The organism is Pseudomonas lalucatii (assembly GCF_018398425.1).
Taxonomy (GTDB): Bacteria; Pseudomonadota; Gammaproteobacteria; order Pseudomonadales; family Pseudomonadaceae; genus Aquipseudomonas; species Aquipseudomonas lalucatii.
In genome coordinates this window covers 1,266,134-1,285,475 of record NZ_JADPMV010000001.1, presented here as the reverse complement: position 1 = coordinate 1,285,475, position 19,342 = coordinate 1,266,134, and the positions used below count along the sequence as shown (strand labels likewise).

The following is a 19,342-nucleotide window of genomic DNA, read 5'->3' as shown; positions in this document are numbered from 1 at the left end:
ACTCGCGTCTCAATGGGGTTCTGCGTTTTGGTGTTTTCATGCGAGTGTTTCTTCTTCTCGTCGCACTGCTATGGGGGTTGCCGTCGGCTGCAGTCGAGCGCTGCGACACCCGAGTGGCGACCGCCAAGGTTGCCCTGGGCGAGGTGCAACTGGCCTATCAAAGCATCGGCCGCGCCAGCGATCCGGCCTTGCTGCTGGTGATGGGCCTCGGCGGGCAGCTGATCCACTGGCCGGATGAGGTGGTGCGGCGCTTGTGTGGGCAGGGCTTCCGGGTGATCCGCTTCGACAACCGCGACGTCGGCCTGAGCCGCTGGCGGCAGGACGCACCGGCGGCCGATCTCGCCTACGGAGCGCTACGTCATCGCCTGGGGCTGTCGGTGTCGGCGCCGTACAGCCTGCGCGACATGGCCGGCGATGCCCTGGGCCTGATGGATGCTCTCGGCGTGCGCCAGTTCCATGTACTGGGCGCCAGCATGGGCGGGATGATCGCCCAGCACCTGGCCGACCTGGTTCCGGCGCGGGTACAGAGTCTGACCCTGATCATGACCAGCTCCGGCGCCCGGGGCCTGCCGTCGCCCAGCCCGGAACTGTTGGCGCTGCTGGCCCGGCGCGAGGCGCCGAGCCGCGAGGTGGCGCTGGAACAGCAGGCCGACCTGCTCGCCGCACTCGGCAGCCCGGCGGTCAGCGACGACCGCGAACGGCTCCTGCAGCAGGCCGAGACGGCCTACGACCGCGCCTTCAACCCCGAGGGCGTGGAGCGTCAGTTGTTGGCCATCCTCGCCGAGCCGAGCCGGGTCGAGTTGCTCAATCGCCTGCGGGTGCCGACCCTGGTGGTGCACGGCACCGCCGATCCGTTGCTGCCGGCGATGCACGGCGTGCACGTGGCGGCGCATATCCAGGGCAGCGAACTCAAGCTGATCCCGGGCCTGGCCCACCGATTCCAGGACGCCTTCAAGGAACCCTTGCTGGCGGCGGTGTTGCCTCATCTGCGCGCCTATCGGCAGCACGGATTGTGGGCCCGGCTCTAGTGCATGGGGCCATGCTACAGGCCTGGCGGGTCAGGCAGCGTGGAGGTCCGGCGAGTGCGCGTGTAGATAGTGATCCAGACGCTGTTGCTGTGCGGCGGTCAGGAACAGTCCCAGCTTGCTCCGCCGCCAGAGAATATCGGCGGCATCCATGACCCATTCCTCCTGGCACAGGTACTCCACCTCCCGTGCATAGAGTCCGCCGCCGAACGCTTCGCCCAGGTCACCCAGTGTTTGCACGCCCTCGAGCAGTCGCCAGCTGCGGCTGCCGTAGCTGCAGGCCCAGCGTCGGGCGAGTGCGGTCGGCAGCCACGGGTGCTGGCCGCACAGGGCCTCGACCAGCGCGCTGCGACTGACCAGCTGTTCGGCGCCGGGCAACGGGCTGCTGGCGGTCCAGCTCGGGCCCATCTGCGGGAAGAAGGGCGCCAGCTGTGCCAGCGCCGACTCGGCCAGCTTGCGGTAGGTGGTCAGCTTGCCGCCGAATACCGAGAGCAGCGGCGCCTCGCCCGGCTGGGCGGACAGCGCCAGGGTGTAGTCGCGGGTGATGGCCGCGGGTTCGTCGGACTCGTCGTCGCACAGCGGGCGCACGCCGGCGTAGCTGTGGAGGATGTCGTCGCGGCTGAGCTGGCGCTTGAAATGGGCGTTGACCACGCCCAGCAGGTAGGCGATCTCCTCGTCGCTGATCGCCACCTCGGCCGGGTCGCCCTGGTATTCGCGGTCGGTGGTGCCGATCAGGGTGAAGTGCTCCAGGTAGGGAATGGCGAAGACGATGCGCCGGTCCTCGTTCTGCAGGATGTAGGCCTGCTCGCCGTCGAACAGCTTGGGCACGATGATGTGGCTGCCCTGGATCAGGCGGATGCCGTAGGGCGACTGCTGTTTGAGGTCGTCGCGGATGAAGCGCGCCACCCAGGGGCCGGCGGCATTGACCAGGGCGCGGGCGCGGATGGAATAGCGACTGCCGTCGCTGCGCTCCAGATGCAGGTGCCACAGGCCCTTGCTGCGCCGCGCGCTGACGCAGCGGGTGCGGGTGTGCACGTGGGCGCCTTGCTCGCGGGCGGCCATGGCGTTGAGTACCACCAGGCGGGCGTCGTCGACCCAGCAGTCGGAATATTCGAAACCGCGGCTGATCTCGGCCCGCAGCGGGCTGCCGGGGCCGAAGCGCAGCCCTCGCGAGGCCGGCAGTTGCTCGCGCTTGCCGAGATGGTCGTAGAGGAACAGGCCGGCGCGAATCATCCAGGCCGGGCGCAGGTGCGGGCGATGGGGCAGGATGAAGCGCATGGGCTTGACGATATGGGGCGCCTTGGCCAGCAGCACCTCGCGCTCGGCCAGGGCCTCGCGCACCAGGCGGAACTCATGGTGCTCCAGATAGCGCAGGCCGCCGTGGATCAATTTGCTGCTGGCCGACGAGGTGTGCTGGGCCAGATCGTCCTGCTCGCAGAGGAATACCGACAGGCCCCGGCCCGCTGCGTCGGCGGCGATGCCGGCGCCGTTGATGCCGCCCCCTACGACGGCCAGATCGTAGACTTCGGCGAGGGGGGATGCGTGGTTGGCGCGAGAGGGCATGGCGGCACCTTGTGGTCGAAAACGAATGTGTCAATGTTCACTTCCGAAAATATACTAGTCGAATGCGCATGCAATCGCCAATCTCGCGCGCGCTTTCGCGCCGAGCGGTATGTCGCCCGGGGTCGGGAGAGGGGACGGATAGGGGCTCAGACCAGTTCGAGCTGGACCTGGTGTTCGTGCAGCAGGCGGCTGATCGCGGGCGAGGGCGGCGCGTCGGTGAACACCCGGTCGACCAGGGCGATCGAGCCCAGGCGCACCACGGCGTTGCGGCCGAACTTGCTCGAGTCGGCGGCGAGGAATACCTGGCGGGCGTTGTCGATGATCGACTGGGTGACCCGTACCTCCTGGTAGTCGAAGTCGAGCAGGCTGCCGTCCTCGTCGATGCCGCTGATGCCGACCAGGGCATAGTCGACCTTGAACTGGCGAATGAAATCCACGGTCGCCTGGCCCACCACGCCGCCGTCGCTGCGCACCGTGCCGCCGGCCACCAGCACCTCGAAATCCGCCTTGGCGCTGAGCTGGGCGGCCACGTGCAGGTTGTTGGTGATCACCTTCAGGCCCCTGCGCTTGAGCAGTTCCCGGGCGATCGCCTCGGTGGTGGTGCCGATGCTGATGAACAGCGAGGCGTGGTCGGGGACGTGCGCGGCGATGGCCTCGGCGATGCGCTGCTTCTCCTCGCGCATCTGCCCGGCGCGCATGGCGTAGGCGGTGTTCTGGGTGCTCGAGGCCTCGCTCGCCGCGCCGCCGTGGGTGCGGCGCAGCAGGCCCTGCTCGGCCAGCTGGTTGATGTCGCGGCGGATGGTCTGCGGGGTGACGGCGAAGGCCTGGGCCAGTTCGTCGATGCTGACGTAGCCACGTTCGCGGGCGAGGTTGAGGATGTCGTGTTGGCGCGGCGCCAGGGTCATGGGGCGAATCCTTGTTTTGCGCGACATTATAGGCTGTCGTAGGCCTGGATTTCGGCTAAGGTACGCGAACTTCGTTGCCTGTTTTCACATTCGAACATGACGCCTGCCATCGACCTGCTGAGAAAAGCCAAGGCTGAGCACCGGGTGCACAGCTACGAGCACGACCCCAAGGCCGCTTCCTACGGCCTGGAGGCGGCGGAGAAGCTCGCCCTGGAGCCAGCGCGAGTGTTCAAGACGCTGCTGGCCGCCAGCGAGAAGGGCGAGTTGCTGGTGGCGGTGGTGCCGGTGGCCGGCAGCCTCGATCTGAAAGCCCTGGCCCAGGCGGCTGGCGTGAAGAAGGCCGAGATGGCCGAGCCCCAGGCGGCGCAGCGCGCCACCGGCTACCTGCTCGGCGGCATCAGCCCGCTGGGGCAGAAGAAGCGCCTGCGCACCTTCATCGACGAGTCGGCGCAGCGTTTCGCGACCATCTACGTCAGTGCCGGGCGGCGCGGCCTGGAGGTCGAACTGGCGGCCGAGGTGCTGGCCCGGTACAGCCAGGCTCGTTTCGCCGTCATCGCCCGCAACTGAGGCGGGGCTTGGCCCCTCACTCCACAACAATAAGGAATTGCCCGTGTCCCACTATCTGTTAGCCATCGACCAGGGAACCACCAGCAGCCGCGCCATAGTGTTCGACCGCGAGGGCGTGGTGCAGGCGCGGGCGCAGCAGGAGTTCCAGCAGTTCTTTCCGCAGGACGGTTGGGTGGAGCACGATGGTGAGGAACTCTGGCGCAGCACCCTGGAGGTCTGCCGCCAGGCCTTGCAGCAGGGCGGCCTGAGCGCCGCGGCGATCACCGCCATCGGCATCACCAACCAGCGCGAGACCACCCTGGTATGGGATGCGGTGAGCGGCGAGCCGATCCATCGCGCCATCGTCTGGCAGGACCGGCGCACCGCCGACTACTGCGCCGGGCTCAAGGCCGCCGGCCACGAGGCGATGGTCAGTGCCAAGACCGGGTTGCTGATCGACCCGTATTTTTCCGGTACCAAGCTGCGCTGGATACTCGACAACGTGGCAGGCGCCCGCGAGCGCGCCGAGCGTGGTGAATTGCGTTTCGGCACCGTCGACTGCTTCCTGCTGTGGCGCCTGACCGGCGGCAAGGTGCATCGCACCGACGCCAGCAATGCCTCGCGCACCCTGATGTTCAATATCCATACCCAGCAGTGGGATCAGGACCTGCTCGAGTTGCTGGAGATTCCCCGCAGCCTGCTGCCGGAAGTGCTGGACTGCGCGGCGGACTTCGGCACCTGCGCGAGCGAACTGCTCGGTGCGCCGATCCCGGTGCTGGGCATGGCCGGCGACCAGCAGGCGGCGCTGATCGGCCAGGCCTGTTTCCGCCCGGGCATGGTCAAGAGCACCTACGGCACCGGCTGCTTCATGATCCAGAACACCGGCAGCACCCCGGTGACCTCGAACAACCGCCTGCTGACCACGGTCGGCTACCGCCTGGGCGGCGAGGTCACCTATGCGGTGGAGGGCAGCATCTTCGTCGCCGGCGCGGCGGTGCAGTGGCTGCGCGACGGCATCAAGCTGATCAGCCATGCCAGCGATTGCGAGGCCCTGGCCGAGCAGACCGGCGAGGCCTGCGGGGTCTACCTGGTGCCGGCCTTCACCGGCCTGGGCGCGCCCTACTGGGACCCCAAGGCGCGCGGGGCGATCTTCGGCCTGACCCGCGACACCGGGATCAAGGAAATCGTCACCGCAGGCCTGCAATCGGTGTGCTACCAGACCCGCGACCTGCTCGAGGCCATGGGCCAGGACGGCGCCGCGGCGCCCAGCGCGCTGCGGGTGGACGGCGGCATGGTGGTCAACAACTGGCTGATGCAGTTTCTCGCCGACATCCTCGGCGTGCCGGTGGAGCGCCCGGAAATCACCGAGACCACGGCGCTCGGCGTGGCCTACCTGGCGGGGTTGCAGGCCGGTCTCTACCGCGACCTGGAGGAAATCGCCGGGCACTGGCAGCGCCAGCAGCGCTTCGAGCCGCATATGGCGGACGCGCCGCGCGCCGAGCTCTACCGCGGCTGGCTGAACGCAGTGCAGCGGGTGCGCAGCGAGGCTTGAGAACTGCTACAACTGGAAGCAGGTGCTTCCATTCTGTGCGAGTAACCCCGATGCCTCCCAGGCCCTGGTCGAGTCCTTTCTTGCTGGCCGTCGGCCTGGCAGTGGCGTTGTTCTTTGGCAGCCCGGGCGTGCGGGCGGAAACCCTGGTGATCGCCGGGGACCCCTGGTGTCCGGTGAACTGCGAGCCGGGCTCGGCGCAGCCGGGGATCTTCGTCGAACTGGCGCGGGACATCTTTGCCGAGGCGGGGATCGAGGTGAAGTACCGGCTGATCAACTGGGCGCGGGCCCTGCGTGCGGCCCGCCGGGGGCGGATCAACGCGGTGATAGGGGCCGGCCACGCCGACGCCCCGGATTTTCTCTTCACGCCGACGCCGGTGAGTCGTTCGCGCATGTGCTTCTATGTGCTGGCCGACAGCCCCTGGCGTTTCGCGGTCCAGCGGGACCTCGACGGACAGCGCCTCGGGGTGATCAACGACTACAGCTATGGCCGTGAACTGGATGCCTACGTGCAGGCACATGCCGACGATCCGCAGCGGGTGCAGCAGGCCTATGGCGACCACGCCCTGGACCTGAATGTCGACAAGCTGCTCAGCGGACGCATCGACGTCACGGTGGCCAATACCTGGGTGATGCAGATTTGGCTGCGCCGTCACGGGCGCGCCGGGCAGCTGCGCAATGCCGGCTGCCGCAGCCCGGACGTGGCCATCTACCTGGCCTTCTCGCCGGCGCTGGCGAGCAGTCGGCGACACGCCGAGCTGTTCGAGGCGGGCCTGCGCCGCTATCAGGCCGATGGCCGCCTGCAACGCCTGCTGGAGCGCTATGGGGTGAGCGAGCCCTGAGCGACGGCCAGCTGCAACGCTGAGCTGTAGCGTTCAGCTCGTGGGCGGCTGTATGGGGCGCTCGAGGTCGACTCGGGGCATGCTGGGCGACCTATCTTGCAGGAGCGTGCCATGCAGCTTGAATTTCACCAGGTCGATGCCTTCAGCCATCGCCCCTTTTCCGGCAATCCGGCCATGGTCTATCGCCTGGATGGCTGGCTCGGCGACAGCCTGATGCAGCAGATCGCCGGGGAGCACAACCTGGCGGAAACCGCATTCCTGGTGAAGGAGGGGGCCGCCTGGCGCATCCGCTGGTTCACCCCGAGTGCCGAGGTGCCCTTGTGCGGCCATGCCACCCTGGCCAGCGCCAAGGTGCTGTTCGACTGCTACGGCGAGGCGGGCGAGGCGATCGACTTCGTCTGCCGGTCCGGGCCCCTGCGGGTGACGCGCGAGGGTGAGCGCCTGGTGTTGGACTTTCCCACTGCCCAGACGCGCGAGGTACCGGTCACGGCCGCGCTGGAACAGGCGCTGGGCCTGCCGGTGCTGGCCGCCTTCCAGGGCGAGGAATTGATGGCGGTGATCGACTCGGAACAGGCGCTGCGCGCCTGCCAGCCGGATCTGCGGGCCCTGGCCGGGCTGCCGGGGCTGGGGGTGATCGTCACCGCGCCCGGTGAACGGCACGACTTCGTCTCGCGCTACTTCGCTCCCGCCATCGGCATCGACGAGGACCCGGTGACCGGCTCGACCCATTGCAGCCTCATTCCCTACTGGGCGCGGCGCCTGGGCAAGCAGACGTTGCGCGCCTACCAGTGCTCGCCGCGCGGCGGCGAGTTGCACTGCCGCTTGCAGGGCGAGCGGGTGAAGATCGCCGGCGATGCGGTGCTGGTGGCCAGCGGCCGGCTCGTCCTGAGCGAGGCGTAAGCAGCGCCGCAGTGCCCGGATCTGGTGACCGGGCGGCGGCTCAGTGGGCGCTGCTGTAGCGGCGCACGCCGGAGTCGCCGAGTTCCAGGTGCGCGGCGATGCTGCCGGGGGCCGGGAAGGCCACCAGGTGATCGGCGGCGACGCGGATGCCCACTTCCTGGCCCGGCAGGTGGTCGGCGTGGCTGGGGAAGATCGACTCCAGCTGGCTGCCGGTCGCCAGTTGCAGGCGGTACAGGGTGGCGGCGCCGAGGAAGGTCTTGCCGACGATCAGCGCCTTCTGCTCGCTGTCCGGGGCGTAGACGATATCGTCGGGGCGCAGCAGCACGTCCACCGAGCTGCCCACCGGCCAGATATAGGCGCGGTTGCCGCGAATCACCCCGAGTTCGGTCTGCACCGAATCCGGGCTGAGCAGCTGGCCGCGAATGAAGTAGCCCTGGCCGATGAAGCTGGCGACGAAGGGCGTCAGCGGCTCATGGTACAGATTGAAAGGCGTGTCCCACTGTTCCAGCTTGCCTTCCTTGAACACCCCGACATGGTCGCTGACGGCGAAGGCCTCCTCCTGGTCGTGGGTGACCAGGATGGCGCTGGTGCCGCGGGCCTTGAGGATGTCGCGGACCTCGTGGCTGAGGCGCCGGCGCAGCTCGCCGTCGAGGTTGGAGAAGGGCTCGTCGAGCAGCAGCAGGCGCGGTTCCGGCGCCAGCGCCCGGGCCAGCGCCACGCGCTGCTGCTGGCCGCCGGACAGCTCGTGGGGGTAGCGCCTGCCCAGGTGGCCGAGCTTGACCAGCTCCAGCAGCTCCTCGGTGATGCGTTCGCAGTTGGCCTGCTTGCGGATGCCGAAGCCGATGTTCTCGGCCACCGTCAGGTGCGGGAACAGCGCATAGTCCTGGAACACCATGCCGATGCGGCGCTTCTCCGGCGCCAGGGTGAAGCCGGCGCGGGAGATGACCTGGTCTTCCAGCTGGATCTCGCCCTCGGCCACCGGCTCGAAGCCGGCGATGGCGCGCAGCGTGGTGGTCTTGCCGCAGCCGGAGGGGCCGAGCAGGCAGCCGATGTCGCCGGCGTTCAGGTGGAGGTTGAGGTCCTGCACGACGCGGTGCTCATGGTAGCCACAGCTCAGGTCGCGCAGGCTCAGCAGCAGGGAGTGGCTCATGCGTGGTGATAGGCCGCTTCGACCAGGAACTCGAGCAGCGCCTTCTGCGCGTGCAGGCGGTTCTCCGCCTGATCCCAGGCCACCGCGCGCGGATCGTCGAGCAGGTCCTCGCTGATCTCCTCGCCACGGTGCGCCGGCAGACAGTGCAGGAACAGCACGTCCGCGGCCGCGGCATCGAGCAGCGCGCGGTCGACCTGGTAGGGCTTGAACAGCTTGTGACGCTCGGCGATCTCGTCTTCCTGGCCCATGGACGCCCACACGTCGGTGGTCACCAGGTGGGCGCCGGCCACGGCCTCGCGCGGGTCGCGCAGCACCTTGACGCGGTCGCCGGCGCGGGCGAGAAACTCGGGATTGGGCTCGTAGCCCTCCGGGCAGGCGACGCGCAGCTGGAAGTCGAACTGCTGGGCGGCCTCTATATAGGAGTTGCACATGTTGTTGCCGTCGCCGATCCAGGCCACCGTCTTGCCGGCGATGCTGCCGCGGTGCTCCAGATAGGTCTGCATGTCGGCCAGCAGCTGGCAGGGGTGCAGGTCGTCCGACAGGCCGTTGATCACCGGTACCCGCGAGTGGGCGGCGAACTCCACCAGGTTGCTGTGGGCGAAGGTGCGGATCATCACCGCGTCGAGCATGCGCGACATGACCCGGGCGGCGTCGGCGATCGGCTCGCCACGACCGAGCTGGGTGTCGCGCGGCGAGAGGAAGATCGCCTGGCCGCCGAGCTGGATCATGCCGGCCTCGAAGGACAGGCGGGTGCGGGTCGAGGCCTTCTCGAAGATCATCCCCAGGACGCGGTTCTTCAGCGGCTCGAACAGTACCCCGCGATTGCGCAAGCTCTTCAGCTCCATGCCGCGGCGGATCAGGCTCACCAGTTCTTCCGGTGTGCAGTCCATCAGCGAGAGAAAGTGTCTTGCGCTCATCGTTAACTACCTTTTGACAACAGCGCAGGTTCAACGGCCAGGTTTATCGAGGAAAGGGCAGAACCTGCGGCTGGGAGCCGCACGGGGCGACGAAACGGGGAAGGCGCGATCTTATAAGGAAATGACGAGCAGGCGCAAATTGTCCGGTCGGTCATGGATAAGTAGGCGCCGTGTAAGCATTTTCCTCGATCGGCGTGCGAGATGTCACATTATTGACATCTGTGCTTGCCCCGGGCGTCGGCGGGCTTCTAGGATGCCCGCGCCTTTTTCGGGCAATGCATCGTCTCGCAACGGGACATCCATGGAATGTTATGCAAAGGAGTTTTGCATGAAACACGTAGCCTACGCCGCCGCTTTCTCCGCCCTCGCCCTGTTGACTGGCTGTGCCAGCCAGAACGTCAGCCAGCCGACCGCGCCGCTGAACGGTAACGTCAAGACCGACCTGAAGGCCGATGTGAAAGTGGGTGAGTCCATCTCCGGTGAGTCCTCGGTGAGCATCCTATTCAACGTGTTCAAGTTGGGTGGCGACAGCCAGTTCGCCGATGGCGTGACCTATGGCGGTGGCGAAGGTGGTTTTGCCCTGGGTCTCGACCCGGTGGCTTCCGCCAAGTCCGCAGCAGCCTACAAAGCCGTTACCACTTCGGGTGCCGACCTGATCGTCGCACCGCGCTACGAAGTGAACGTCGAGGACTACTTCGTCTACAAGACCGTCAACGTCAAGGTGACGGGCAAGAAAGGCACGGTAACCGCCATCCGTTAAGGACAGGCTGCCTGCACCGCTGAATCGGCTGGCATGATGCCGGTCGATTCATGAAGCGAACCCTGCTGGCGTGGTTTCCTCATAGTCCCCATAGTCCTGTCATGCGGCCGCAACGGTCGTCTCGAACAAGAATATGAGGCCAGGCCATGACCAAGACCCTCCATCACCGTGCGTGCCATCTGTGCGAGGCCATCTGCGGCCTGAGTATCGAGACCCAGTCCGAGGCCGACGGCAGCACCCGGATCCTGTCGATCAAGGGCGATGCCCAGGACGGTTTCAGTCGCGGCCATATCTGCCCCAAGGCCGTGGCCCTGCAAGACATCCAGAACGATCCGGACCGTTTGCGCCAGCCTATGCGCCGAGTCGGCGGCGACTGGCAGCCGATCGGCTGGGACGCGGCCTTCGCCCTGGTCGCCGAGCGCCTGAGCGACGTCCAGGGGCGCCATGGCAACAACGCCGTGGCGGTCTATCAGGGCAACCCGAGCGTGCACAACTACGGGCTGATGACCCACAGCAACTATTTCCTCGGCCTGCTGAAGACCCGCAACCGCTACTCCGCCACCTCGGTCGACCAGTTGCCGCACCACCTGACCAGCCATCTGATGTACGGCCACGGCCTGCTGATCCCGGTACCGGATATCGATCACACCGACTTCATGCTGATCCTCGGCGGCAACCCGCTGGCTTCCAACGGCAGCATCATGACGGTGCCGGACGTGGAGAAGCGCCTCAAGGCCCTCCAGGCCCGTGGTGGCAGGCTGGTGGTGGTCGACCCGCGCCGCAGCGAGACCGCGGCGATCGCCGATCAGCACCTGTTCATCCGTCCGGGGCAGGATGCGGCGCTGCTGTGCGGCCTGCTCAATACCCTGTTCGAGGAGGGCCTGGGGCGCGCCAGCCACCTGGCGGTGGAGGGGCTGGACGAGGTGCGCCGTGCCATCGCCGGGCTCACCGCCGAGGCCATGAGCGCGCGCTGCGGCGTGCCGGCCGAGACCATCCGCCAGCTGGCACGGGACTTCGCCGCCGCCGACAAGGCCGTGTGCTACGGACGCATGGGGGTGTCCACCCAGGCCTTCGGCACCCTCTGCCAATGGCTGGTGCAGCTGATCAATCTGGTGACCGGCAACCTCGACCGGGTCGGCGGCGTGCTCTGCACCACGCCTGCGGTGGACCTGGTGGCCTCGTCCTCCGGCGGGCATTTCGATCTCTGGCAGAGCCGGGTCTCCGGCCTGCCGGAATACGGCGGCGAACTGCCGGTGTCCGCCCTGGCCGAGGAGATGCTCACGGCCGGGGAGGGGCAGGTGCGGGCCCTGGTCACGGTGGCCGGCAATCCGGTGCTGTCCACCCCCAACGGGCGCAAGCTGGAACGGGCCCTGGAGGGCCTGGAGTTCATGCTCAGCGTCGACTTCTATATCAACGAGACGACCCGCCACGCCGACCTGATCCTGCCGCCCACCGCACCGCTTGAGCACGACCACTACGACAGCACCTTCAACCTGTTTGCCGTGCGCAACGTCACCCGCTTCAACGAGGCGGTGCTGGACAAGCCCGCCGGCGCGCTGCACGACTGGGAGATCTTCATAGCTCTGGCCGAGGCCTACGCGGCGAAAACCGGCGTGACGCTGAAGCCGACCCTGGCCCCGCAGCAGATGATCGACCTGGGCCTGCGCGCCGGCCCCCATGGCGATGCCTCCGCGCGCAAGCTGTCCCTGGCCGCGCTGCGCGACCACCCCCATGGCCTGGACCTCGGCCCGCTCCAGCCCAACCTGGGGCCGCGCCTGAAGACCGCGACGCAGCGGGTGCAGGCGGCACCGGCGCTGCTGCTGGCGGACCTGCAGCGCCTGGCCGCCCAGCCGCCGGCGGATCCGGATGCCTTGCTGCTGATCGGCCGGCGCCATGTGCGCAGCAACAACTCCTGGATGCACAACTACCACCGTCTGGTGAAGGGCAAGCCGCGGCATCAGTTGTTGATGCATCCGGCCGACCTGGCCCACCGCGGCCTGGCCGACGGCCAGCGCGTGCGCGTGCGGTCGCGGGTCGGCAGCGTCGAGGTGGAGGTGGCGGCCAGCGATGAGGTGATGCCCGGGGTGGTCAGCCTGCCCCATGGCTGGGGGCATGCCCGTCCGGGGGTGCAGATGCAGATCGCCAGCGGGCAGCCTGGGGTCAGCGCCAACGATCTGACCGATGAGCGCCAGCTCGATGCCCTGTCCGGCAATGCCGCGCTCAACGGCGTGCCGGTGGAGGTCACGGCCGCCTGAGCGGCCGCCGCGGCGGGTCGTGCGGTCTTGGTCGAGGCGGGGCCGGCAAGGCCGAGCATTGCGCTCGGCTTTTGGTTACAATGCCGCCACCGTGTCGACCCCGCGTCGTAAAGCCAAGTCCTGAGGTGCCCCATGGATATCATCGAAACCATCAAAGAGCAGATCGCCAACAACACCGTTCTGCTGTACATGAAAGGCTCGCCGAATGCTCCGCAGTGCGGCTTTTCTTCCCGCGCCGCACAAGTGGTGATGGCCTGCGGCGAGAAGTTCGCCTATGTCGACATCCTGCAGAATCCGGAAATCCGCGCCAACCTGCCGAAATACGCCAACTGGCCGACCTTCCCCCAGCTGTGGGTCGATGGCGAACTGGTCGGTGGCAGCGACATCATGGCCGAGATGTTCGAGAAGGGTGAGTTGCAGACCCTGATCAAGAATGCGGTGCAGAAAGCCGACGCCTGATTCGGCGCTGTCGCAGAAAACCCCGCCATGGCGGGGTTTTTTGTGCGCGCCGTTCGGCTCGCCGAGCGGGGGATAGCAAAACGGGCGCCAGAGGCGCCCGTTTCGAGAGGTCAGGCGGGCCTTCAGTCGTCCATCTGCGACTGCAGGTAGTTCTCCATGCCGACCTTGCCGATCAGGCCGAGCTGGGTCTCCAGCCAGTCGATATGGTCTTCTTCGGAGCAGAGGATCTCTTCCAGCAGCTCGCGGCTGGCGTAATCGCCGATGCTTTCGCAGTAGGCGATCGCCTCCTTCAGGTCGATATGCGCCTTGTGCTCGATCTTCAGGTCGCACTCGAGCATTTCCTTGGTGTTCTCCCCGATCAGGATCTTGCCCAGGTCTTGCAGGTTCGGCAGGCCTTCGAGAAAGAGGATGCGCTTGATCAGCTTGTCCGCATGCTTCATCTCGTCGATGGATTCGTGATACTCGTGCTCGCCGAGCTTTTTCAGGCCCCAGTCCTCATACATCCGCGCATGCAGGAAGTACTGGTTGATTGCAACCAGCTCGTTGCCGAGGATCTTGTTCAGATGCTGGATGACCTTCTTGTCGCCTTTCATGTCCGAGCCTGCCTTTAGGGGGAAGTCAATTTAAAATTCTGGGCTGGCAGGAGGCGACTGTCAAACTTAACTGGTTGAAATATAAGTAAAAGTAAATATGAATACGAACGCTTAAGCTCCGCATCCAGGCATTTGCCCGCTGCACTGCGGGCATAAAAAACCGGACTCGGGGTCCGGCTCTTCTGCGGCGATTCGATCAGGCGGCGACGAAGCTGGCCGGGTAGGCCAGGGCCGCCTGGCTGCTCTGCATTTCGCTCAGGGTCTCGCGGACCACCTGCTTGGCCAGGCAGGCACACTTGCCGCACTGGCTGGCGACGCCGAGGGTCGTGCGTACGTCGCGGTAGCTGCAACACCCGTCATAGATCGCGTCGCGGATCTGGTGGTCGGTGACTCCTTCGCAGAGGCAGACATACATAGTCGGGTCCGTCGCATGGCAGTGGTTCGATATGCAAAGATACTAATGTTAATGAGAATGCGTGTCAAAGACCCTTTTAGCTGTTCGTTGCGCAATCTCGCCGAAGCTGACGAACGGTCGTGTGCGGGGGGCGGCTGCCGAGGGCGGGCGGACAACGCTGGGCGGTGCACAAAAGCGAGGTGTGCCATGGGCGGATCAGTTGGTGCGAGCTGATCGTCTTCGAACATCGCATGTCCGAGTTCCTGGCGCGCAACGTCGACCGGATCGGCATATCCCTCGACTCCTGCTTCGGCCACAGCGCCTGGCGCAATACGCCGGTCGACAGGGGCAGGTGGTGGGCTCGGAGAGCGCCGACCACCTGCCCACAAAAAAACCGGCCTAGGCCGGTTTTTTTGCTTTCTCAGGCGTTGCGACGCAGTCAGTCGTCGAATTCCATCCAGCCGCCCATTTCCTTCCAGCGATTGACGATGCCGCAGAACAGCTCGGCGGTCTTCTCGGTGTCGTAGCGCGCCGAATGCGCCTCCTTGCCATCGAACTCGATGCCGGCCGCCTGGCAGGCCTTGGCCAGCACGGTCTGGCCATAGGCCAGGCCGGCCAGGGTGGCGGTGTCGAAGCTGGAGAAGGGGTGGAAGGGGTTGCGCTTGATGCCGGTGCGGGTCACGGCGGCATTGAGGAAACCCAGGTCGAAGCTGCTGTTGTGGCCGACCAGGATCGCCCGCTTGCAGCCGTTGGCCTTCAGCGACTTGCGCAGGCCGCGGAATATCTCGTTCAGCGCATGCTCCTCGCTGACCGCCATGCGCAGGGGGTGGTCCAGTTTGATGCCGGTGAACTCCAGGGCCGCCTGCTCGATGTTGGCGCCCGCGAACGGCTCGATGCGGAAGAAGTGGGTGTGGTCCGGATAGAGGAAGCCGCCTTCGTCCATGCCGATGGTGGTCGCGGCGATCTCCAGCAGGGCGTCGGTGGCGCAGTTGAAGCCGCCGGTCTCGACGTCCACGACCACCGGCAGGTAGCCGCGAAAGCGCGCCGCCATGGGGTGGCGCGCGGCGGACGGGGTGCTGCTCTCGATTTCGTCGTCGTACAGGTCTTCGCTCACGCCTGCTCCTCCAGTACGCGCCAGCGCAGGGTCTCGCCGGCGCGCAGGGGAATCACGGTCTGCTCGCCGAAGGGTAGGCTGGCCGGGGCGCGCCACTCCTCGCGGACCAGGGTAATGGTCTCGCTATTGCGCGGCAGGCCGTAGAAGTCGGGACCATGCTGGCTGGCGAAGCCTTCCAGCTGGTCCAGCGCGTTGCGCTGCTCGAAGGCCTCGGCATACAGCTCGAGGGCGGCATAGGCGGTGTAGCAACCGGCACAGCCGCAGGCGGCTTCCTTGGCGTGCTTGGCGTGGGGCGCCGAGTCGGTGCCGAGGAAGAACTTGCTGCTGCCGCTGGTGGCGGCATCGAGCAGGGCCTCCTGATGCACGTTGCGCTTGAGGATCGGCAGGCAATAGAAGTGCGGGCGGATGCCGCCAACCAGCATGTGATTGCGGTTGTACAGCAGGTGGTGGGCGGTGATGGTGGCGCCGACGTTGGCCGAGGCGGCCTCGACGAACTGCACGGCATCGCGGGTGGTGATGTGCTCGAACACCACCTTCAGCCCGGGGAAGCGCTCGACCACGCGGCTCAGGTGCTCGTCGATGAAGGCCTTCTCGCGGTCGAACACGTCGATCTCGCTGCGCGTCACCTCGCCGTGGACCAGCAGCGGCAGGCCGACCTCGGCCATGGCTTCCAGGGCCGGGAAGATCTTGTCGATGCTGGTCACGCCGGAGTCGGAGTTGGTGGTGGCGCCGGCCGGGTACAGCTTGGCCGCGTGGACGAAGCCAGAGGCCTTGGCCGCACGCACGTCCGCGGGGCTGGTCAGGTCGGTGAGGTAGAGCACCATCAGCGGCTCGAAGCGGCTGCCGGCCGGCCGCGCGGCGAGGATGCGCTGGCGGTAGGCCTCGGCTTCGCCGGTGTTGCGCACCGGCGGTACCAGGTTCGGCATGATGATGGCGCGGGCGAAGGTGCGCGCGACATCGGCGACGGTGTGCGGCAGTACGGCACCGTCGCGCAGGTGGATGTGCCAGTCGTCGGGACGCAGCAGGGTGAGGCGGTCGGTCATGGGGGGCTTCCGGGCGGGCAAAACGTGGTTGGAATGCTACCGGAAAAGCCCCGCCAGGGCACGTCGGGCCGATGCCTGGGGCGCTGCCGGACAACGCCCGGGCTTAAGTTTTCCGGCAGGCCACCGATACCCCGGTTGAACTCCGTAATTCCCCGTGGAGCCCGCCGTGCGTCAGTCCCGCCTCAGCCCGTTCGGTCTGCCCAGCCTGCTCGTCGGCATGCTCGTCAGCCTGTCGTTCGCCCCGCCTGCCGCGGCCATCAGCTTCCAGACCCGCCTGGAAAAGGTCGAGTGGCTGGTGGACGGCGACCAGTTCGAGTGCCGTCTGTCGCAGCCCATCACCGACTTCGGCGCCGGCCAGTTCGTCCGCCGCGCCGGTGAACAGGCGACCTTCCGCCTGCAGGTGCGCGAACGCTGGCTGGGCCGTGGAACCGCCACCCTGTTGGCCGCGGCGGCGCCCTGGCAGCCGGGACGCGGCGATATCAACCTGGGCGCGGTCAGCGTTGGCAGCGGCGAGGTGCCCTTGAGCAGTTCGCAGTACCAGGCCGGGCGCCTGCTCACCGGCCTGCTCGAGGGCCGCAGCCCGCTGGTGCGCCATCGCACCCTGCAGGGCGGCGAGCGCCTCGAGGTGCGCCTGCTGCCGGTCAAGTTCCGCAAGGCCTACGAGGACTACCTGGCCTGCACCGCCAAGCTGCTGCCGGTCAACTTCGAGCAGGTGCGCCAGAGCCAGGTCGGCTTTCCCGGCGGCGGCGTCGACCTGGAGCCGTTGGCCCAGGCCAAGCTGGACATCATCCTGAGCTTTCTCAAGGCCGATCCCAGCGTCAATCGCATCCAGCTCGACGGCCATGCCGACAACAGCGGCAACCGCCTGACCAACCGCGACCTGTCGCGCCGTCGGGCCCTGGCGGTGCAGCGGTACCTCGAGGCCAATGGTGTGCCGGCGGAGCAGATCAGCCTGCGTTTCCACGGCGAGCGCTATCCGCTGGTGCCCAACAGCAGCGCGGCCAACCGGGCGAAGAACCGGCGGGTCGGCATACGCCTGGAGCGGGTGGCACCGCCACCGGCGGTGGAGGCCGCGCCGGAAACTGCCGCGCCGGCACCCGCGGCCGGCTCCTGAGTGCCCGGCAGGCGTCGCACGCCTGCAAGAAGCTGTCGCTTCATCGTCACAAGCTGTCGCGCCCCTGTAAATTGACCGTCAGGGTCAGTAGAATCACGGGTTTTCCCGAACAACCCCGTGGAGTTGATTGGCATGGCCGACGTAAACAAGGTAGTCCTGGCGTATTCCGGTGGCCTGGACACTTCGGTGATCCTCAAGTGGCTGCAAGATACCTATAACTGCGAAGTGGTGACCTTCACCGCGGACCTCGGCCAGGGGGAAGAAGTCGAGCCGGCGCGCGCCAAGGCCCAGGCCATGGGCGTCAAGGAAATCTACATCGACGACCTGCGCGAAGAATTCGTGCGTGACTTCGTCTACCCGATGTTCCGTGCCAACACCGTCTACGAGGGCGAGTACCTGCTCGGCACCTCCATCGCCCGCCCGCTGATCGCCAAGCGCCTGATCGAGATCGCCAACGAGACCGGCGCCGACGCCATCTCCCATGGCGCCACCGGCAAGGGCAACGACCAGGTGCGTTTCGAGCTGGGCGCCTATGCCCTCAAGCCGGGCGTCAAGGTGATCGCCCCCTGGCGCGAGTGGGACCTGATGTCCCGCGAGAAGCTGATGGACTACGCCGCGAAGCACGAGATCCCGATCGAGCGCCACGGCAAGAAGAAGTCGCCGTACTCCATGGATGCCAACCTGCTGCACATCTCCTACGAGGGCGGCGTGCTGGAAGACACCTGGACCGAGCACGAAGAAGACATGTGGCGTTGGACCAAGTCGCCGGAAGCGGCGCCGGACACCCCGACCTACATCGAGCTGACCTACCGCGCCGGCGACATCGTCGCCATCGACGGCAAGGACTTGACCCCGGCCACCGTGCTGGCCGAGCTGAACCGCATCGGCGGCGAGAACGGCATCGGCCGTCTGGACATCGTCGAGAACCGCTTCGTCGGCATGAAGTCGCGCGGCTGCTACGAGACCCCCGGCGGCACCATCATGCTCAAGGCCCACCGCGCCATCGAGTCGATCACCCTGGACCGCGAAGTGGCCCACCTGAAAGACGAGCTGATGCCCAAGTACGCCAGCCTGATCTACAACGGCTTCTGGTGGAGCCCGGAGCGCGTCATGCTGCAGCAGATGATCGACGCCTCCCAGGCCAACGTGAACGGCGTGGTGCGCCTGAAACTGTACAAGGGCAATGTCGTGGTGGTCGGCCGCAAGTCCGACGAGTCGCTGTTCGACGCCAACATCGCCACCTTCGAGGACGATGCCGGCGCCTACAATCAGCAGGACGCGGCGGGCTTCATCAAGCTCAACGCGCTGCGCATGCGCATTGCCGCGAACAAGGGGCGTAATCTGCTGTAACGGCAGTCGCCCCGCGGCCTGCCATGGCCTGACGTCAAACGACCCCGGCCCATGCCGGGGTCGTGCTTTCTACGCCGCCACAAGCGGCTTGCAAGGAGGAACAACCGATGAGATTGCTGCATACCATGCTGCGCGTCGGCGACCTGGACAAGTCCATCGCCTTCTATACCGAGGTGCTGGGCATGACCCTGTTGCGCCGCAAGGACTATCCGGAAGGACAGTTCACCCTGGCCTTCGTCGGCTACGGCGACGAGGCGCACAACAGCGTGATCGAGCTGACCCACAACTGGGGAGTGGACAGCTACGAGCCGGGCACCGGATACGGCCATATCGCCCTGGAGGTGGCCGATGTCTACAAGGCCTGCGAGGACATCCGCGCCCGCGGCGGCCATATCGCCCGCGAGCCGGGGCCGATGAAGCACGGTAGCAGCATCCTGGCCTTCGTCGAGGACCCGGACGGCTACAAGATCGAGCTGCTGTCGCCGTCGCGCAACGATTGAGCCGCCAGTCGGTCGAAAAATGAAAAAGCCCCGCTCAGGCGGGGCTTCTTTTTTGTGCGGCAGATGACGGCTAGAGGTCGAAATCGTACTCCGCCAGCTGCTTGTGCAGACGTCGTTCCTCGAGGAAGTTGTCGATGATGCGCCGCTTGGTCAGGTTGGTCTTGGCTACCTCGACGGGGGCTTCGGCATCGTCCGAATCTTCTGCGACGAAATCGTCGTCGAGCTCGAGGTCTTCTTTGGCAGTGCTCATGGGCTTTCACTCCAGCTTGGCTACGGGGGGCCATTTGCGCACCTTATAGCGGCAAAACCGGGGCGGGTAAAAAAGATTTTTTCAATCAGCGGGGCGACATTTCCACTGAAAGA

At 66.6% G+C, this 19,342-nt stretch carries 20 protein-coding genes and 1 pseudogene; 12 read left to right on the top strand and 9 right to left on the bottom strand.

The window, feature by feature from the left end:
• The first annotated feature begins 38 nt into the window (after nt 1-38).
• On the top strand, nt 39-1,028 hold the full coding sequence (locus tag I0D00_RS05810) for an alpha/beta fold hydrolase (protein WP_213638794.1): 990 nt from the start codon (nt 39-41) through the stop codon (nt 1,026-1,028).
• 30 nt (nt 1,029-1,058) lie between these two features.
• Here the strand turns inward: I0D00_RS05810 and glpD are convergent, their stop codons facing one another.
• Nucleotides 1,059-2,588 (bottom strand): glycerol-3-phosphate dehydrogenase, encoded by a 1,530-nt coding sequence (glpD, locus tag I0D00_RS05805; RefSeq protein ID WP_213638793.1) that lies wholly within the window; start codon nt 2,586-2,588, stop codon nt 1,059-1,061.
• A 146-nt stretch (nt 2,589-2,734) separates the two neighbouring features.
• Nucleotides 2,735-3,493 carry a DeoR/GlpR family DNA-binding transcription regulator gene (locus I0D00_RS05800; protein ID WP_213638792.1) on the bottom strand — a complete coding sequence of 253 codons (759 nt, stop codon included), beginning with the start codon at nt 3,491-3,493 and terminating at the stop codon, nt 2,735-2,737.
• Nucleotides 3,494-3,589: 96 nt separating this feature from the next.
• Between I0D00_RS05800 and ybaK the strand changes: the two genes are divergently transcribed.
• From ybaK to I0D00_RS05780, 4 genes are all read left to right on the top strand, one after another.
• Nucleotides 3,590-4,060, top strand: a complete 471-nt coding sequence (gene ybaK, locus I0D00_RS05795; RefSeq protein WP_213638791.1) for a Cys-tRNA(Pro) deacylase — start codon at nt 3,590-3,592, stop codon at nt 4,058-4,060.
• A 43-nt stretch (nt 4,061-4,103) separates the two neighbouring features.
• Nucleotides 4,104-5,591 (top strand): glycerol kinase GlpK, encoded by a 1,488-nt coding sequence (gene glpK, locus I0D00_RS05790; RefSeq protein ID WP_213638790.1) that lies wholly within the window; start codon nt 4,104-4,106, stop codon nt 5,589-5,591.
• 80 nt (nt 5,592-5,671) lie between these two features.
• Nucleotides 5,672-6,430, top strand: coding sequence for a substrate-binding periplasmic protein (locus tag I0D00_RS05785; RefSeq protein WP_246533177.1), 759 nt, complete (start codon nt 5,672-5,674; stop codon nt 6,428-6,430).
• A gap of 111 nt (nt 6,431-6,541) precedes the next feature.
• On the top strand, nt 6,542-7,330 hold the full coding sequence (locus I0D00_RS05780; RefSeq protein ID WP_213638788.1) for a PhzF family phenazine biosynthesis protein: 789 nt from the start codon (nt 6,542-6,544) through the stop codon (nt 7,328-7,330).
• A gap of 40 nt (nt 7,331-7,370) precedes the next feature.
• Here the strand turns inward: I0D00_RS05780 and I0D00_RS05775 are convergent, their stop codons facing one another.
• Nucleotides 7,371-8,480: an ABC transporter ATP-binding protein gene (locus tag I0D00_RS05775; RefSeq protein ID WP_213638787.1), complete on the bottom strand. Its 1,110-nt coding sequence runs from the start codon at nt 8,478-8,480 to the stop codon at nt 7,371-7,373.
• Nucleotides 8,477-9,397 carry an ornithine carbamoyltransferase gene (argF, locus tag I0D00_RS05770; protein WP_213638786.1) on the bottom strand — a complete coding sequence of 307 codons (921 nt, stop codon included), beginning with the start codon at nt 9,395-9,397 and terminating at the stop codon, nt 8,477-8,479. The genes I0D00_RS05775 and argF overlap by 4 nt, the downstream gene beginning before the upstream one ends.
• Nucleotides 9,398-9,725: 328 nt before the next feature.
• On the opposite strand from argF, the gene I0D00_RS05765 reads away from it, so the two are divergent.
• The 3 genes from I0D00_RS05765 to grxD all read left to right on the top strand — a co-directional run bounded on the left by I0D00_RS05765 (nt 9,726) and on the right by grxD (nt 12,871).
• Nucleotides 9,726-10,157, top strand: a complete 432-nt coding sequence (locus I0D00_RS05765; protein ID WP_213638785.1) for a hypothetical protein — start codon at nt 9,726-9,728, stop codon at nt 10,155-10,157.
• Nucleotides 10,158-10,303: 146 nt separating this feature from the next.
• The gene (locus I0D00_RS05760) at nt 10,304-12,412 is read left to right on the top strand and encodes a molybdopterin oxidoreductase family protein (RefSeq protein WP_213638784.1); all 2,109 of its coding nucleotides are present in this window, start codon (nt 10,304-10,306) and stop codon (nt 12,410-12,412) included.
• A gap of 132 nt (nt 12,413-12,544) precedes the next feature.
• Entirely contained in the window at nt 12,545-12,871 is a 327-nt protein-coding gene (grxD, locus tag I0D00_RS05755) for a Grx4 family monothiol glutaredoxin (protein ID WP_213638783.1), read from the top strand.
• A 122-nt stretch (nt 12,872-12,993) separates the two neighbouring features.
• Here grxD and bfr read toward each other — a convergent pair whose 3' ends face one another.
• Both bfr and I0D00_RS05745 read right to left on the bottom strand, forming a co-directional pair.
• A complete protein-coding gene (gene bfr / locus I0D00_RS05750; RefSeq protein WP_213638782.1) occupies nt 12,994-13,464 on the bottom strand; it encodes a bacterioferritin in 471 nt (156 codons plus the stop codon).
• A 196-nt stretch (nt 13,465-13,660) separates the two neighbouring features.
• Nucleotides 13,661-13,879 carry a bacterioferritin-associated ferredoxin gene (locus tag I0D00_RS05745; protein ID WP_213638781.1) on the bottom strand — a complete coding sequence of 73 codons (219 nt, stop codon included), beginning with the start codon at nt 13,877-13,879 and terminating at the stop codon, nt 13,661-13,663.
• A 206-nt stretch (nt 13,880-14,085) separates the two neighbouring features.
• Between I0D00_RS05745 and I0D00_RS21700 the strand changes: the two are divergent.
• Nucleotides 14,086-14,208 (top strand): annotated as a pseudogene (locus I0D00_RS21700) (peroxiredoxin); the annotation flags it as partial.
• Nucleotides 14,209-14,297: 89 nt separating this feature from the next.
• Here the strand turns inward: I0D00_RS21700 and rnt are convergent.
• Complete coding sequence (gene rnt, locus I0D00_RS05740; RefSeq protein ID WP_213638780.1) at nt 14,298-14,972, bottom strand: ribonuclease T; 675 nt, start codon at nt 14,970-14,972, stop codon at nt 14,298-14,300.
• Nucleotides 14,969-16,015 (bottom strand): dihydroorotase, encoded by a 1,047-nt coding sequence (pyrC, locus tag I0D00_RS05735; protein ID WP_213638779.1) that lies wholly within the window; start codon nt 16,013-16,015, stop codon nt 14,969-14,971. Before pyrC ends, rnt begins: the two co-directional genes overlap by 4 nt.
• 217 nt (nt 16,016-16,232) lie before the next feature.
• Here pyrC and I0D00_RS05730 point away from each other — a divergent pair, with 217 nt between their 5' ends.
• The 3 genes from I0D00_RS05730 (at nt 16,233) to gloA (ending at nt 18,979) form a co-directional block, all read left to right on the top strand.
• Nucleotides 16,233-17,129 carry a flagellar protein MotY gene (locus I0D00_RS05730; RefSeq protein ID WP_213640228.1) on the top strand — a complete coding sequence of 299 codons (897 nt, stop codon included), beginning with the start codon at nt 16,233-16,235 and terminating at the stop codon, nt 17,127-17,129.
• A 132-nt stretch (nt 17,130-17,261) separates the two neighbouring features.
• On the top strand, nt 17,262-18,479 hold the full coding sequence (locus tag I0D00_RS05725) for an argininosuccinate synthase (RefSeq protein WP_213638778.1): 1,218 nt from the start codon (nt 17,262-17,264) through the stop codon (nt 18,477-18,479).
• A 107-nt stretch (nt 18,480-18,586) separates the two neighbouring features.
• Nucleotides 18,587-18,979, top strand: a complete 393-nt coding sequence (gene gloA / locus I0D00_RS05720) for a lactoylglutathione lyase (protein ID WP_213638777.1) — start codon at nt 18,587-18,589, stop codon at nt 18,977-18,979.
• 70 nt (nt 18,980-19,049) lie between these two features.
• On the opposite strand, the gene I0D00_RS05715 is transcribed toward gloA, so the two are convergent.
• Nucleotides 19,050-19,229, bottom strand: a complete 180-nt coding sequence (locus tag I0D00_RS05715; RefSeq protein ID WP_213638776.1) for a PA3496 family putative envelope integrity protein — start codon at nt 19,227-19,229, stop codon at nt 19,050-19,052.
• Between the last annotated feature and the right edge of the window lie 113 nt (nt 19,230-19,342).